Here is a 13,532-nt window from a genome sequence, read left to right on the forward strand (position 1 = left end):
GTCACACCTCGGGCGCGTCCCCGAAGTCCGGGATCTCCAGCCTGGCCCCGCCCTGCCGCGAGGACTCGTGCGCGATGATGCCCGGCAGGGTGTAGCGGGCCGCCACCCACGCGTTGACCGGCGGCAGGGTCCGGGAGTTCACGGCGACCACGAAGTCGTCCGCCAGGAAGTGGTGGCTGCCCTCGTGCCCGTTGCGCATCCCGTCGAACACCCGCGGCAGCCGCGCCCGGTCGTGCACCGGCGCCGAGCCCGAGGTGAAGGCGGCCCGCAGCTCCGGCGCGACGTGCTGGAGCGACGGGTCGTCGGGGGAGGTACTGGGCTTGGGCTCCAGCAGCTCGCTGATGTCCTCCACCCCGGTCTTGTCCTGCCACAGCGCCACCGTGGCGAGCTGCTCCATGCTCGCCTCGGTGCCGAAGAAGCGGAAACGGGACTCACGGATGTGCGCGGGGTACCCGACCCGTCGGAACTCGTTGGTGCGGAAGGAGCCGCCGCCGGCCACCTCGAACAGCGCCGTCGCGTTGGAGACGTCGTTGTCGAACTGGCTGACCGACCGGTCGAAGACCCCGTCCCCGCGCCGGTCCACGACCCCGACCGCCGAGACGCTGATCGCGTGCGTCCGCCAGGCGCCCAGCACGCCGCCCACCGAGTGGGTCGGGTACAGCAGCGGCGGATAGCTGGCGGTCTCCTTCCACCGCTCGCCCCCGCTGTACTGGTAGGCCTCGTAGAAGCCCAGGTCCATGTCGTGCACGTAGTCGCCCTCGGCGTAGAAGAGCCGGCCGAAGGCGCCCTCGGCGATCTTGTTGCGGGCGTGCACGGTCGCCGGGTTGTACTGGCTGGTCTCGCCCATCATGTAGGTCAGGCCGGTCGACTTGACCGCGTCGATGATGTCCGCGATCTCCTGGGTGCTGATCGCCATGGGGACGGCGGAGAACACGTGCTTGCCCGCGCCCAGGCCCTGGAGCACCAGCGGGCCGTGCGTCCAGCGCTGGGTGAAGATCGCGACGGCGTCGACCGCCCGGGACTCCAGCATCGCCTCGTAGGTCGGGAAGGTACCGGCGAGACCTTCGGCGGCGACGAGCCGTTCGGCCCGCTCCGGCAGCAGGTCGGTGACGTACACGTCGCTCACGCCCGGGTGGGCGTGGAACAACTTGGCGAACTGGCCGGAGAACTGGCCGGCACCGACGATGCCGAGGGAGAACGTCATGAATGCAGTGCCTTTCACTGGTCGAGGATCAGGTTGATCTGGTCGTTGGTCTCGTCGAGGCTGCTCACCGGCCTGCCGCCGCCGTACACGTCCTGCATGGCGGGGCGCATGAGCGCCTGCACGTCCGCGGCGTAGTTGGTGATCGGGTAGGAGAACGTCCGGAAGTTCTCCTTGTCCTCGACCGGCCGGGTGAACGCCGAGACGTCGATGCCCTTCTTCTCGTACGCGGCGACCGCCGCCTCGGTGCCGTCGGGCGTGGCCGGGAAGACGATGCCGTAGCCGCCCACGGTGCGCTGGCACTCCTCGGAGGCCAGGTACTTCACCCACTTGCGGGCACCGGCCTTGTTGCGGGCGTCCTTGCTGACGGAGTCCGCGAGGCCGTTCATCATCGTGGCCCGCTTGCCGGTCGGTCCGGCGGGGGTGACGGCGGTGCCGAAGTCCACGCCCTCGAAACCGTCGTACGTCGACAGCATCCACGCCCCGTCGAACGCGGTGGCCGCCGTGCCCGCGGCCACCTGGGTGTTGGCCTGGTTGGAGACGGAGTAGTCGGTGAAGGGCGCCATGTAGCCCTTGTCCGCCAGCCCGAAGTACCACTCGATCATCGACTGGAACGTGTCGTCGTCGTACCGGTACTCGGTGCCCCACCGCTCCTTCCCGGTGTACGTCCAGCCGGCGGAGGCGGCGAAGTGGCTCCAGGTGGTCTGGCCGTCGCCGTCGCCACCGCCGTTGGTGGCCAGGCCGTACACCTTCACGTTGTCCTTGTCGAAGCCGGGTTCGTCGCCCCGCCTGCCCTGCTCGTCCACGGTCAGGCGGGCGATGGCCTTCTCGAAGGTGCCGCCGTCCTCGGGATTCCAGGCCAGGTCGTTCAGGTTCGCGGCGTCGAGCCCGGCGTCCTTCACCATCTTCTCGTTGTAGAACAGCGCGACCGTGTCCCAGTCCTTCGGCACGCCGTAGCGGCGGCCGTCCTCGCCCAGCCAGCTGGCGGCCAGTCCGGGCTGGTAGTCGGAGTCGTCGATGCCCAGGTCGTCGAGGGGTTCGAGCACCTTCAGATCGGCGAACTGGCCGAACTTCTGGATGTGGTCGGTGAAGACGTCGGGCTGGGTGCCCGCGATGAAGCTCGCGGTGAGCTTGGTCCAGTAGTCGTCCCAGCCCAGCTGCGAGATCTCCACGTCCAGGCCGGGGTTCTGCTTCTCGAAGTCCTCGGCGCACGCCTGGTAGGCGGGCAGCTGGTTGGTGTCCCAGAGCCAGTACGTCACCGTGTCCGCGGACGACCCGGCGCCCTGCGCGCAGCCGGTCACCAGGGACAGTGCCAGCGCCCCGGTCACGGCCGCGACGGTACGAAATCGCATGTCCGTCCCCTCACTTGATGCCGGTGAAGCCGATCGTGCCCACGATGCGGCGCGCGAAGACCCCGAAGAGCAGCAGCATCGGCAGCGCCGCGATGAGCGTGGCCGCCATCAGCCCCGACCAGTCGGTGCCGGTCGTCGGGGTCTGGGAGCGGAAGACCGCCAGCGCCACGGTCAGCACCCGTGAGCTGTCGCTGTAGGACACCATCAGCGGCCAGAAGTAGTCGTTCCAGGACGTGATGTACGTCAGCACGGCCAGCGTCAGGACGGGTGTCGAGGCCATCGGCAGCAGCATCCGGAAGAAGATCCGCACCTTGCCGGCGCCGTCCAGGAGCGCCGCCTCCTCCACCTCGCGCGGGATGCCCATGAAGAACTGCCGCAGGAAGAAGACCGCGAACGGGGTCATGAACAACGTCGGCAGGGCGATGCCCAGCAGGGAGTCCACCAGCCCGATCTCCTTGATGAGCACGAAGTTCGGCAGCAGCGTGAAGACGGTCGGCACCATCAGACCGGCCAGGAACAGGGCGAACACCGTGTCGCGGCCCCGCCAGCGCAGCCGGGCGAAGGCGTAGGCGGCCATGGCGGAGAAGAGGATCTGGCAGACGGTGATCAGCGTGGAGACGAGCACCGAGTTCAGCAGGTACCGCCAGAACTTCAGTCCGCTGCCCGAGCCGCCCTGGGCGATGGCCTCCTCGGCCGACTGCAGACCGAGCGCCCGCTCGAAGCCGCTGGTCGTCGGGTCGACCGGCAAGGGGTCCGCCGGGTGGCCGGCCAGCCCGGCGTTGGAGGACAGGGCGGTGCGCAGGATCCAGTAGAAGGGAAGCAGGGTGACGAGCACGATGGCGGCCATCACCGCCCACGCCACGATCCGTCCGGGGGAGAGCCGGCGCCCGCCGCGTCCCGCGCCACGTGCCGTGGCGGGGGCGACGGCGCTCGTGTCGGTCATCTCGTTCTCCTCTCCGTCAGCCGAGGTCGGTCTGGCCGGCCCGGGTGAGCCGGTACTGGACGAAGGTGATGGCGCTCAGTACGACGAGCAGGGCGACCGACATCGCCGAGGCGTACCCGAACTGGAAGCGGCCGAAGGCGGCGCCGTAGATGTAGAACTGGAGGACGTTGGTGGCGTTCGCCGGTCCGCCGGCGGTGGTCACGGCGACGGTGTCGAAGACCTGGAACGAACCGATCACCGTCATGATGAGGACCACGGCGAGGACCGGCCGCAGCAGCGGCAGCGTGATCCGCCGGAACATCCGCCACTCGCTCGCCCCGTCCACCTTCGCGGCCTCGTACATGTCGTCCGGGATGGCCTGCAGTCCCGCGAACAGCAGCAGGGCGGTGTAGCCGACGTGCCGCCACACGTTGATCAGCGCGATGGCCGGGACCGCCCACGTCTCGTCCGTGAGGAACGGGATGCGGTCGAGACCGAGCGCCATGACGATCTCGTTGCCGATGCCGAGCTGGGTGTCCAGGATCCACAGCCACACGACGCCGGCCACGACGTTGGACATCAGGTACGGCGTGAGCACGATGCCGCGCAGCCAGGGGGACCGGGTCAGGCGCTGCAGCAGCACGGCGATGGCCAGGGCCGAGACGGTCTGCACGCCGATGTTGAGGACCACGTAGACGACCGTGACCCGCAGCGACTCCCAGAAGATGGGGTCGTTGACCATCCGCACGTAGTTGTCGAGACCGACCCACTCGGCCGGCGTGAGCAGATTGAAACGGGTGAAGCTCAGGTAGACGCCGAGCAGTGTCGGCCAGAGCAGGAAGACCGCGAACCCGAGGAACGCCGGCGCGATGAACACGGCGGCGAGACGACCGTCACCCTGCTTCCCGGAACGGCTGCTGAAGGCGATGGACATCGGCAGACTCCCTCGCGTGGGACGGCTCGTCCTGTTTACTTTTGAGGCGGAATAATCGGTGCGTCAAGAGGTGTGCGGAGATCGTTTTCCGTGAGGGAATGAGCCTAAAATGGCCTTGTTATTTCCGTGATGGAAGAAAGTGGGGCTGGATTCGTCATGCGCACTCAGGCCGAAAGCTGGCTTCCGCTGAGCCCGGGTGAGCGCTCCGTGGCGATCGAGGTGCTCGTGCACGGCCCGCTGTCCCGGACGGAGATCGCCCGGCGGCTGGATCTGTCGCCGGGCAGCCTGACCCGGCTGACCAAGCCGCTCATCCAGGAGGGACTGCTGGTCGAGGTGGAGGAGGCGGGCGCGACGGAGGGGCGGCAGGGGCGCCCCTCCCAGCCGCTCGACGTGGTCGCGGACTCCCGGCACTTCCTCGGTTTCAAGATCACCGATGACACGGTGTACGGCGTCCTCACCACGCTGCGCAGCGAGATCGTCGCCCGCCTGGACCGTTCGCTGGCCGCACGGGACCCCGGAGAGGTCGCCGACGTGCTGGCCGGAATGACCCGGGAGCTGTCCCGGGGGCGTCCCCGGCCGGCCGGGCTCGGGATCGGTGTGGGCGGCCTCGTCGAGGGACGCTCCGTGGTCGGCGAGTCCCCCTTCCTGGGGTGGCGGGGCGTTCCGCTGGCCGCGCTCGTGGAGGAACGGACCGGTCTGCCGGTGGTGGTCGAGAACGACACCGCGGCCTTCGTGGAGGCCGAGACCTGGTTCGGGGCGGGGCGCGGCCTGGACCGGTTCGTGGTGCTGACCATCGGCGCGGGCCTCGGCTACGGACTGGTGCTCGGCGGCAGGCGGGTGCCGTACTCGGGGGACGAGGACCGCGGCTTCGGGCGTCACTGGATCCTCGACCCGTACGGCCCGCTCACCCCCGACGGGCGGCGCGGCAGCGCGGTCTCGCTGCTGACCATCCCCAACATCCGCTACCAGGTCCGGGCCGCCACCGGCCGTGACGTGGGTTACGAGGAGATCCTCGCCTCCGCCGCCGCGGGGGAGCCCATGCCGGCGCGGGTGGTCGGGGAGGCCGCGCGGGCCCTCGGCACCCTGGTGGCGCAGATCGCCAACTTCGTGATGCCGCAGAAGATCCTGCTCGCCGGGGAAGGGGTGGGGCTGATGAAGGTGGCCGGCGACGTGGTGGAGAACACCATCCGCGACAACCGGCATCCACGGGCCGCCCCGGTAGTACTGGAGACCCGGGTGTCCGACTTCCACGACTGGGCGCGCGGCGCCGCCGTGCTGGCCATCCAGGTACTGGTGTTGGGGGCGGCACAGGTGTGAACGGGTGGGAGGTGTGCGGCAGGACACAGCGCGGACAGCGAACTCGCCCCCGGGCCTTGACAGATGAGAAGATCGACGTGACCAGTAACACGGTCCGTTATGTCCGATTGGCCGCCGATTACTCACATCGTCTTCACGCGCGGCGCCGTATGCTTCACAGCATGTCCACCACTGTTGAACCCTCCTCCGAGCGATCGGCTGCCGAGGTCAACGAGGAGATCCGGGCCCTGTGGCTCCGGTCGGGCGGGACACTGAGCGTCGAGCAGCGCGAGGAGTACCAGCGGCTCGTCATGGAGTGGGCCTCGGCCCCGGAGCACGCCGCCTGAGCGGCGTCCGGGCTCTCCTCGGCGCATCGCGGCTCCGCCCCCCGGGCACCCAGAGGGTGCCCTTCTCGCACTGACCTCGGCTCACCCCCATGTCGCCGAGTAGTGCCGTCGGTAGGCCTTGCGGTCCTGCTCCGCGCGGATCCAGCGGGTGGCCACCAGGGCCACCGTGCTGCCCGCGACGACGAGCATGCCGGGGCCGACGTTGCGGCGGTCGGTGAGACGCGACAGGAGCGTCGAGCCGTCGACACCCGTGACGGGTGCCGTGGCCCCCGGGGCCGCGCCCCCCGGCGCCGTGGCCCCGCCCGCGCCCGCGCCCGCACCCTCGCCGCCGTTCGCCGCAGGTGCGGACGGCGCCGCGCCCTCCCGCGCGGCGGCGAGCAGCCGCACGCCCAGCGCTTCCATGGCCTCCGGCAGCGGCTGGAAGAACGTCGTGCCGCCCTTGTCGCAGTCCCCGTTGCCGCCCGAGGTCACGCCGAGCGCGACGCCCTCGGAGAACATCGGCCCCCCGCTGTCGCCCGGTTCCGCGCAGACGTCGGTCTCGATCAGACCGGTGACCGTGCCCTCCGGATAGTTGACCGTCGCCTCCAGCGCGGTCACCCGGCCGTCGCGCAGCCCGCTGGTGCTGCCGCTGCGGAACACGCGCTGACCCACGGCCGGTTCACCCACACCCGTGATCCGCACCCCCTTGCCCCCGCCGACGGCCACCACCTCGGCGCCCTCGCCGGCCTCGCCGTCGGCGTACTCGACCAGGGAGAAGTCGTCCCCGGGGAAACTCCCGGCGACCGTCCTGCCGACCTGACGGTCGCCCCCCTCGTCCCCGAACCACACCGACCCCGTCGGCCCGCAGTGGCCCGCGGTGAGGATGAAGTCGTCTCTCCCGTCCGTCACGTTGAAGCCCGCCGAGCAGCGCCCCGCCGTGGACAGGATCGGCTCGGCACCGTTCAGGCGGGTGGTGAAGGCGCCCTCGGTGCGCTCCATGCGGACGAAGCCGCCGATGCCCGAGGCGACGTCCGTCAGCCTGGACCAGTCGGCCCGGGAGACCGTGCTGTCACCCCGCACCACCACCTCGTTCGACCGGTAGTCGAGGGCCCATGCCGTGCCCGGCACCCGCGGCGCGGAACGCAGCGCCTCGGTTGCCGACTTCAGCTCGGCCATGCTGTGCCGCACGACCTTCGCCTCGGCGCCGGCCCGCCGCACCCGCGCGGCGGTGCCCTCGTCGGTGACCGCGACGACCGGCCGCCCGTCGGAGCCGACCCAGTGGCCCGCCGTACGGTCGGCGCCCAGCCGGGACACCAGGCCGGCGCCCGTGCCGGACGCCGCCCGCGCCGAGGTGTACGGCACCGCGGGTGCGTCGGGCGGCTCGCTCGCCACCGCCCGGGTGACCATCGTCCCCCCGAGCAGCAGCCCGCCGACGGCCGCCAGCCGTGCGACTCGCCGGACCATGCGTCGTCGTGCGTGCCTCATGCGTGTGCTCCCGAACCCGGACGCGCGGCGCCACCGCCGCGGAGGCCCTGCCCGACATCGAGGGCCCTCCTCCCATACGGGGGCGGGCGCACCGGTGTTCACGGCCCGGCGGCCCCACCCGCCCGCCGGCGCCCTCCCGTCCCGCTTCCGGTCGGCACCGCCGCCGCCTATCTTGTGCCCCATGACCAGCATCGAGGAGCACCCGTCCGGCGAGCCGAACCCCCTTCGCGCCCTCACGCTCGAGCAACTGCGCCGCCGCACCAGCATGAAGTGGCGCACCTACCCGGCCGACGTGCTGCCGCTGTGGGTGGCCGAGATGGACGTCCCCCTCGCCGCCCCCGTCGTACGCGCCGTCACCGAAGCCGTGGAACTCGGCGACACCGGCTACCCCGTCGGCACCGCCTACGCCGAGGCGCTGGCCACCTTCGCGGGCAAGCGCTGGGGCTGGGACGACCTCGCCGTCGAACGCACCGCGATCGTGCCCGACGTGATGCTGGGCGTCGTCGAGATGCTCAAGCTGGTCACCGGCCCCGGTGACCCGGTGATCGTCAACCCGCCGGTGTACCCGCCGTTCCACGCGTTCGTGTCCCACATGGACCGGCGGGTCGTCGAAGCGCCCCTCGGTGCCGATCTGCGCATCGACCTCGGTGTGCTGGAGGAGGAGTTCCGGCGGGCCGTCGCCGGGTCGGGGCGCGCCGCCTACCTGCTGTGCAGCCCGCACAACCCCACCGGCACCGTGCACACCGCCGAGGAACTGGCCGCCGTCGCCGCCCTCGCCGAGCGGTACGGCGTCCGGGTCGTCGCCGACGAGATCCACGCGCCGGTCGTCACCGGCCCGGGCGCGCGCTTCGTGCCGTACCTCAGCGTGCCCGGGGCCGAGCGCGGCCTCGCGCTGATGTCCGCGTCCAAGGGCTGGAACCTGGCCGGTCTCAAGGCGGCGCTCGCCCTCGCCGGACCCGGTGCCGCCGCCGACCTGGCGCGGATGCCCGAGGAGGTCGGCCACGGACCGAGCCATGTCGGCGTCCTGGCCCACACGGCCGCCCTGCGCGACGGCACCGCCTGGCTGGACGCCGTGCTCGCCGGGATCGAGGAGAACCGCCGGCTGCTCACCCGGCTGCTGGCCGAGCACCTGCCCGGGGTGGTCCACCGGCCCGGTGAGGCGACCTACCTCGCCTGGCTCGACTGCCGCCCGCTGGACCTCGGGGACGATCCGGCGGACGTCTTCCTGCGGCGCGGCCGGGTGGCCCTCAGCTCCGGCATCCCGTTCGGCACCGGCGGCGCGGGGCACCTGCGGCTCAATCTGGCGACGTCGGCCGAGGTGATCACGGAAGCGGTACGGAGGATGGCCGCGGCCCTGGACTGAGACGGGTGCGGGTGCGGTGTTGATGCGGGTGCGGTGCGGTGCGGTGCGGTTGCCGGGCCCGCGGCCGTGCCCGGCGCACGCCTAGACTCCCCGCCATGGACGACGTCTCAGTGGCCCGGCTCGGCACCGGCAAGTACCTGCTGGTCACCACCTACCGGAAGAACGGCACCCCGGTCGCCACCCCCGTGTGGGTCGTACGGGACGGGGACGCGCTCGGCGTCTGGACGGCCGCCGACTCCTGGAAGGTCAAGCGGGTCCGCAACCGCGCGGACGTGCTGATCGGTCCGTGCGACCTGCGCGGCCGGCCGACCGGCGCCCAGATCCCGGCGACGGCGGAGGTCTGCGACCCGGCCACCACCGGCCGCTACCGCCGGCTGATCGCCCGCAAGTACGGAATCGTCGGCCGGCTCACCCTCCTCGGCAGCCGGCTGCGCCGCGGAACGGCCGGCACCGTGGGCATCAGGATCACGCCCACGTCCGAGGCGGACCGCCGGCTCGGCTGACGCACAGTCAGGTCCAGGCCCGGTACGGCTCGTCGACCAGCTGGAAGACCGGCTCGCCGCGTACCGGGTCCTTGGCCGTGGACAGCCGCACCCGGTCGCCGCTGTGGATGCCGATGAGCGGGCCCATGACCCGTCCGCGCAGCACGAAGCCCTCGGCCATCTCGATCAGGGACACATTGCGCGCGGCGGGGGTGTTGCGGTGCACCACCGTGGCGTGCCGCACCGTCCCCGTGCCCTCGCTGCGCTCGGTCCGCAGGTCGCTGCCCCGACAGACGGGGCACAGCACCCGGTGGTACATGGCGGTGCCGCACCAGGTGCAGCGCTGGAAGTGGATCGCCTCGGTCTCCGGGCCCTTGGGATCGAGCACGCCCGTGGCGGAGCCGGCCGTCTGCTGAGCGACGTTTCCTGAGTGGTGGTACACGCTGGTCAACTCCCTGCACTCGAGCCGGAACCGCGTGCGCGGTCTCCCGGGCACGCGGGTGCGCGGGTGACCGTGCCACCGTGCACGGCCACAGGCTATGGCACTGCGTGCCACACGTAAAGGCACTCGGTACCCTCGCTTTCCGACGCCACGGCTCGTGGGACGAGGCCGGTCAGTCGCCGGCGAACGCCGCCTCGACCTCCCGCACCACCTGCCACAGGGGTGCGCCGCGCCGTGCGACGACGACGACCACGTCCCCCTGCTCGTCGGCGGGCGGCGGTGTCGGCGCGCCGCCGAAGGCGGACTGCGCGTAGCGGAGCGCGTGGTCCACCGCGGCGCCGGCGTCCTTCCGCCCGTCCGAACGCAGCCAGGACCGCAGGGCGTTGTTGTGGGCCGCGACCACCGCCGCCGCGATCACGTCCGCCTCCAGCGTCCCGTCCGGCCGCCCGCCCAGGCGCCCGCGCAGATACTCGGCGAGGGCGCGCTCGTAGCGCCACACCACCGACAACTCGTACGCCCGCAGCCCCGGGACCTTCTTGGTGAGCCGGTAGCGCTGCACCGAGAAGTCCGGGTTCTCGGCGTACATGCGCAGCACCAGGCGGGCCGCGTCGCAGACCCGGGCCACCGGGTCGGCGTCCTCGGGGGAGGCGGCCAGGAAGGCCGTCATGTCGGCCAGGCAGCGCTCGTGGTCGGGGAAGACCACGTCCTCCTTGGAGGGGAAGTAGCGGAAGAAGGAGCGCCGTCCGACACCGGCGAGCGCCACGATGTCGTCGATGGTCGTCTGTTCGTAGCCCCGCTCCAGGAACAGCCGGAACGCCGCCGCGACCAGTGCCTCGCGCATCGGCGGACGCCCGCCCGCCGCGTCCGCGGCAGCCGCCGCGCCGTTGCCGTCCTCGCGGCCGGGCGCCGCGCTGCTGGAGCTCATGAGGGGGAACGTAGCAGTTCACCGGCCTGGTGGCACTCGGTGCAGCCTGGAGGGGGAACTGAGTGCACTCCGGAGGTCGACCTGTCGAGCTGCCGAGCTGTCGATCACATACGATCACAGCCGGTCAGCCCCGAGGAGGCCCGCATGCCGTCCGTCCGTCCCCGTCTTCTGTACGTCACCGACCTGGCCTACCCGGCGCGCGGCCGGCGCTACTGCGACGAGGACATCTTCCTGACCTCCCGGCTGCGCGACGAGTTCGACCTGGCGCTGTGTCACCCGGGGGAGGCCGCCGCGCTGCTCGACGCCTTCGACGCCGTGGTGGTCCGCAACAGCGGTCCGGTGCTGGGCCACCGGGCCGCCTACGACGCCTTCCGCGAGCGCGCCACCGAGCGCGGTACGCGGGTCTACAACCAGCTCACCGGCCGGGCGGACATGGCCGGCAAGCAGTACCTGCTGGACCTGAGCGCTGCCGGGGAACCGGTCATACCCACCGTGGGGAGCCTCGCGGACCTGCACCTGCTGCCGGCGGCGGACGAGTACGTCGTCAAGCCCCGGCTCGGCGCGGACTCGGCGGGCCTGCGGATCGTGCCCGCCGACCGCCTCCCGCAGGCGCTCGGCGACGAGGACGCCGGGGCCGCCGGGGCCGACGGATCCGCCGGAGTCGACGGGGGCATCCTGGTGCAGCCGCGCGTCGACTTCGCGTACGAGGTGTCCTTCTACTTCGTCGACGACGACTTCCAGTACGCCCTCTTCGCGCCGGACCCCGGCCGGCGCTGGGAGCTGGTGCCGTACGACGCCACCGCACGGGACCTCGAATTCGCCCGGCGGTTCATCGAGTGGAACGGTATCGACCACGGCATCCAGCGCGTCGACGCCTGCCGTGCCCCCGGCGGCGAGCTGTTGCTGGTCGAACTGGAGGACCTCAACCCCTACCTGTCGCTGGACGCGCTCGACGACAGCGGCCGGGACTCCTTCGTCGCCGCCCTGCGCGCGGCGCTGCGGCGCCTTCTCGCGGCCTGACCGCACCCGCGGGGCGTCAGGGACCGGCGGACGGGGGTATCAGCGCCCGCCGCCGCGCTCGACCAGCGCCTCGGTGACCGCCCGTACGCTGCGCGCGATGTGCTGCAGCTGCAGGACCTCCGCCGCGTACAGCTTGATGGTGTGCTCGATGACCGACTCGGGCAGCCCGAGCCGGGGCAGGTCCGCGCGGGCCGTCTGCAGGGCGGTGCGCGCCACCCGGATCTCGTGCTGGACCTGGATCTGCGCGTGGCGGGCGAGGAGCACGGGGTGGCGGATCAGCGCCGGATAGCCGGCGTAGCGGGCCGGCACCAGTTCGCGCAGCCACTTGGCCGCCGAGCGTTCCCAGTCGTAACTGCCGGGGGCCTTCACCTGGCAGGGCCAGTCCGGGCTGGTGCGCGTGGTCGTCAGGGGCATGATCATCGCTTCCGGTGCGGCGGCGTCGACGGGGTGGGACGACGGTGGGGGGCGGCCCCGGTCCAGGGGACGACCGGGACCGCCGCGGGCGCTCACGCGGGAGACGCCCGACGGAACACCGCGGGCGCCGGAGCGGGTAGGAGTCGGCGGCCGTGGTGTTCACGCGGGTGCGGACGCGTTCCGGAGGCCGGGGGTGCGATCCGTGGAGCAGTATTTATATATGCCATCCGCTTTGCAAGACGTATGAAAACATTCATGCGTGCTTCGGCTCGCGAAAAAGGGCCCGCTCAGTCCCGCAGGAAGAACTGGTGCTGGTCGGCCACCTGCTCGTACCCCTCCAGCCGGGCCTGGGTCCGCTCGGGATCGGCGTCGGTCATGGCCTGGAGGAGGGCCGCGCACATCACGCCGGGCGCCGCGTAGGAGTCGAAGACCAGCCGCGACCCCGTGCCCGTGGCGAAGGTGACGTCGGCCTCGTCGACGACGGGTCCGAGGGCCAGGTCGGTGATGAGCGCCACCTTCAGTCCCGCGCCGCGCGCCACCCGGACGGCGTTCAGCGTCTCGTGGGCGTGCCGGGGCATGGAGAACGCGAGCACCCAGGTGCCGCCGGCCTCGCGGGACTGCAGCAGCGCGTCGTAGGCGACGCTGCCGCCGCGGGTCACCAGCCGCACGTCCGGGTGGACCCGGCGGGCCGCGTAGGCGAAGTACTCGGCGAGGGAGACCGAGATGCGCAGGCCGAGGACGGTCAGCGGGGTGGACGCCGCCAGCTTGCGGCCCACGTCGATGACCCGGTCGGCGTCGGCGAAGTCACGCCGCAGGTTCTCCAGGTTCTCGATCTCCGCGTCCACGGCCGCCTGCAGTTCGTTGCCCCGGTTCTCCTCGGCCGGACCGGTGCCCCGGCCGCCCAGAGCGATGGACTGGAGCCGCTCCCGCAGCGCCGGGTAGCCGCTGAAGCCCACCGCGGAGGCGAACCGCGTCACGGAGGGCTGGCTGACCCCCACCCGGTCGGCGAGGTCGGTGATCGACAGGAACGCCGCCTCGGGGAGGTGCTCGATCAGGTACTGCGCGATGCGCCGCTGTCCGGGGGAGAGACGGGGACGGTCGAACAGCGTCCTGAGCCGGGACGTGGCGGAGACCTCCGTCTCCTCGGCCGTACGTCCCGAGGTGATCGCCGATGCCTGTGCGCGGGCCTGCTGCGGCGATGGCACGGGTGCGCCTCCTTTGTCTCCCACGGAGGTCAACATAGCTCACCCCCGGTGACCTGCCCGGCCGTGTCCGGGGCGGCCCGGCCGCCCTCCGACGCCGGATTCCGCGCCGCCCGCCCCGCCCCGCGGTCGGCGGGGATAGCCCGGCGCCGACCGGGAACCCGCCGT

General features: G+C 71.9%; 14 protein-coding genes. 5 read left to right on the top strand and 9 right to left on the bottom strand.

Annotated features, from left to right (window positions below):
• Position 1: 1 nt before the first annotated feature.
• From ACFZP7_RS31020 to ACFZP7_RS31035, 4 genes are read right to left on the bottom strand one after another with little or no spacing between them, the layout of a single operon-like run.
• On the bottom strand, positions 2–1,204 hold the full coding sequence (locus ACFZP7_RS31020) for a Gfo/Idh/MocA family protein (protein WP_031015866.1): 1,203 nt from the start codon (positions 1,202–1,204) through the stop codon (positions 2–4).
• Positions 1,205–1,218: 14 nt separating this feature from the next.
• Positions 1,219–2,553 carry an ABC transporter substrate-binding protein gene (locus ACFZP7_RS31025; protein WP_385637239.1) on the bottom strand — a complete coding sequence of 445 codons (1,335 nt, stop codon included), beginning with the start codon at positions 2,551–2,553 and terminating at the stop codon, positions 1,219–1,221.
• Between the two features lie 10 nt (positions 2,554–2,563).
• On the bottom strand, positions 2,564–3,496 hold the full coding sequence (locus ACFZP7_RS31030; protein WP_125536701.1) for a carbohydrate ABC transporter permease: 933 nt from the start codon (positions 3,494–3,496) through the stop codon (positions 2,564–2,566).
• A gap of 16 nt (positions 3,497–3,512) precedes the next feature.
• A complete protein-coding gene (locus ACFZP7_RS31035) occupies positions 3,513–4,409 on the bottom strand; it encodes a carbohydrate ABC transporter permease (RefSeq protein WP_030975784.1) in 897 nt (298 codons plus the stop codon).
• 156 nt (positions 4,410–4,565) lie between these two features.
• On the opposite strand from ACFZP7_RS31035, the gene ACFZP7_RS31040 reads away from it, so the two are divergent.
• Together ACFZP7_RS31040 and ACFZP7_RS31045 are read left to right on the top strand one after the other, a co-directional pair.
• Positions 4,566–5,726: an ROK family transcriptional regulator gene (locus ACFZP7_RS31040; RefSeq protein ID WP_127442685.1), complete on the top strand. Its 1,161-nt coding sequence runs from the start codon at positions 4,566–4,568 to the stop codon at positions 5,724–5,726.
• Between the two features lie 161 nt (positions 5,727–5,887).
• Positions 5,888–6,052, top strand: coding sequence for a hypothetical protein (locus ACFZP7_RS31045; RefSeq protein WP_164289681.1), 165 nt, complete (start codon positions 5,888–5,890; stop codon positions 6,050–6,052).
• An 81-nt stretch (positions 6,053–6,133) separates the two neighbouring features.
• On the opposite strand, the gene ACFZP7_RS31050 is transcribed toward ACFZP7_RS31045, so the two are convergent.
• Complete coding sequence (locus ACFZP7_RS31050) at positions 6,134–7,516, bottom strand: S1 family peptidase (RefSeq protein WP_385637244.1); 1,383 nt, start codon at positions 7,514–7,516, stop codon at positions 6,134–6,136.
• Between the two features lie 181 nt (positions 7,517–7,697).
• Between ACFZP7_RS31050 and ACFZP7_RS31055 the strand changes: the two genes are divergently transcribed.
• Complete coding sequence (locus ACFZP7_RS31055; protein ID WP_031015860.1) at positions 7,698–8,879, top strand: MalY/PatB family protein; 1,182 nt, start codon at positions 7,698–7,700, stop codon at positions 8,877–8,879.
• 95 nt (positions 8,880–8,974) lie between these two features.
• Complete coding sequence (locus ACFZP7_RS31060) at positions 8,975–9,382, top strand: PPOX class F420-dependent oxidoreductase (RefSeq protein WP_385637247.1); 408 nt, start codon at positions 8,975–8,977, stop codon at positions 9,380–9,382.
• Between the two features lie 7 nt (positions 9,383–9,389).
• Here ACFZP7_RS31060 and ACFZP7_RS31065 read toward each other — a convergent pair whose 3' ends face one another.
• Together ACFZP7_RS31065 and ACFZP7_RS31070 are read right to left on the bottom strand one after the other, a co-directional pair.
• Positions 9,390–9,803, bottom strand: coding sequence for a Zn-ribbon domain-containing OB-fold protein (locus tag ACFZP7_RS31065; RefSeq protein WP_019327769.1), 414 nt, complete (start codon positions 9,801–9,803; stop codon positions 9,390–9,392).
• Between the two features lie 172 nt (positions 9,804–9,975).
• Positions 9,976–10,728: a TetR family transcriptional regulator gene (locus tag ACFZP7_RS31070; protein ID WP_385637250.1), complete on the bottom strand. Its 753-nt coding sequence runs from the start codon at positions 10,726–10,728 to the stop codon at positions 9,976–9,978.
• A gap of 144 nt (positions 10,729–10,872) precedes the next feature.
• On the opposite strand from ACFZP7_RS31070, the gene ACFZP7_RS31075 reads away from it, so the two are divergent.
• Positions 10,873–11,748, top strand: a complete 876-nt coding sequence (locus ACFZP7_RS31075; protein ID WP_385637253.1) for a hypothetical protein — start codon at positions 10,873–10,875, stop codon at positions 11,746–11,748.
• A 39-nt stretch (positions 11,749–11,787) separates the two neighbouring features.
• Here ACFZP7_RS31075 and ACFZP7_RS31080 read toward each other — a convergent pair whose 3' ends face one another.
• Complete coding sequence (locus tag ACFZP7_RS31080) at positions 11,788–12,168, bottom strand: hypothetical protein (RefSeq protein ID WP_019327772.1); 381 nt, start codon at positions 12,166–12,168, stop codon at positions 11,788–11,790.
• Positions 12,169–12,449: 281 nt separating this feature from the next.
• The gene (locus ACFZP7_RS31085; RefSeq protein ID WP_019327773.1) at positions 12,450–13,367 is read right to left on the bottom strand and encodes a MurR/RpiR family transcriptional regulator; all 918 of its coding nucleotides are present in this window, start codon (positions 13,365–13,367) and stop codon (positions 12,450–12,452) included.
• Positions 13,368–13,532: the final 165 nt, after the last annotated feature.

The organism is Streptomyces sp. SudanB5_2050 (genome assembly GCF_964272335.1).
Taxonomy (GTDB): domain Bacteria; phylum Actinomycetota; class Actinomycetes; order Streptomycetales; family Streptomycetaceae; genus Streptomyces; species Streptomyces rochei.

Excerpts from the sequence above, each read along its gene's own strand:
- ACFZP7_RS31020 (WP_031015866.1), bottom strand. The coding sequence starts at position 1,204 with ATGACGTTCTCCCTCGGCATCGTCGGTGCCGGCCAGTTCTCCGGCCAG.
- ACFZP7_RS31025 (WP_385637239.1), bottom strand. The coding sequence starts at position 2,553 with ATGCGATTTCGTACCGTCGCGGCCGTGACCGGGGCGCTGGCACTGTCC.
- ACFZP7_RS31030 (WP_125536701.1), bottom strand. The coding sequence starts at position 3,496 with ATGACCGACACGAGCGCCGTCGCCCCCGCCACGGCACGTGGCGCGGGA.
- ACFZP7_RS31035 (WP_030975784.1), bottom strand. The coding sequence starts at position 4,409 with ATGTCCATCGCCTTCAGCAGCCGTTCCGGGAAGCAGGGTGACGGTCGT.
- ACFZP7_RS31040 (WP_127442685.1), top strand. The coding sequence starts at position 4,566 with ATGCGCACTCAGGCCGAAAGCTGGCTTCCGCTGAGCCCGGGTGAGCGC.
- ACFZP7_RS31045 (WP_164289681.1), top strand. The coding sequence starts at position 5,888 with ATGTCCACCACTGTTGAACCCTCCTCCGAGCGATCGGCTGCCGAGGTC.
- ACFZP7_RS31050 (WP_385637244.1), bottom strand. The coding sequence starts at position 7,516 with ATGAGGCACGCACGACGACGCATGGTCCGGCGAGTCGCACGGCTGGCG.
- ACFZP7_RS31055 (WP_031015860.1), top strand. The coding sequence starts at position 7,698 with ATGACCAGCATCGAGGAGCACCCGTCCGGCGAGCCGAACCCCCTTCGC.
- ACFZP7_RS31060 (WP_385637247.1), top strand. The coding sequence starts at position 8,975 with ATGGACGACGTCTCAGTGGCCCGGCTCGGCACCGGCAAGTACCTGCTG.
- ACFZP7_RS31070 (WP_385637250.1), bottom strand. The coding sequence starts at position 10,728 with ATGAGCTCCAGCAGCGCGGCGCCCGGCCGCGAGGACGGCAACGGCGCG.
- ACFZP7_RS31075 (WP_385637253.1), top strand. The coding sequence starts at position 10,873 with ATGCCGTCCGTCCGTCCCCGTCTTCTGTACGTCACCGACCTGGCCTAC.
- ACFZP7_RS31080 (WP_019327772.1), bottom strand. The coding sequence starts at position 12,168 with ATGATCATGCCCCTGACGACCACGCGCACCAGCCCGGACTGGCCCTGC.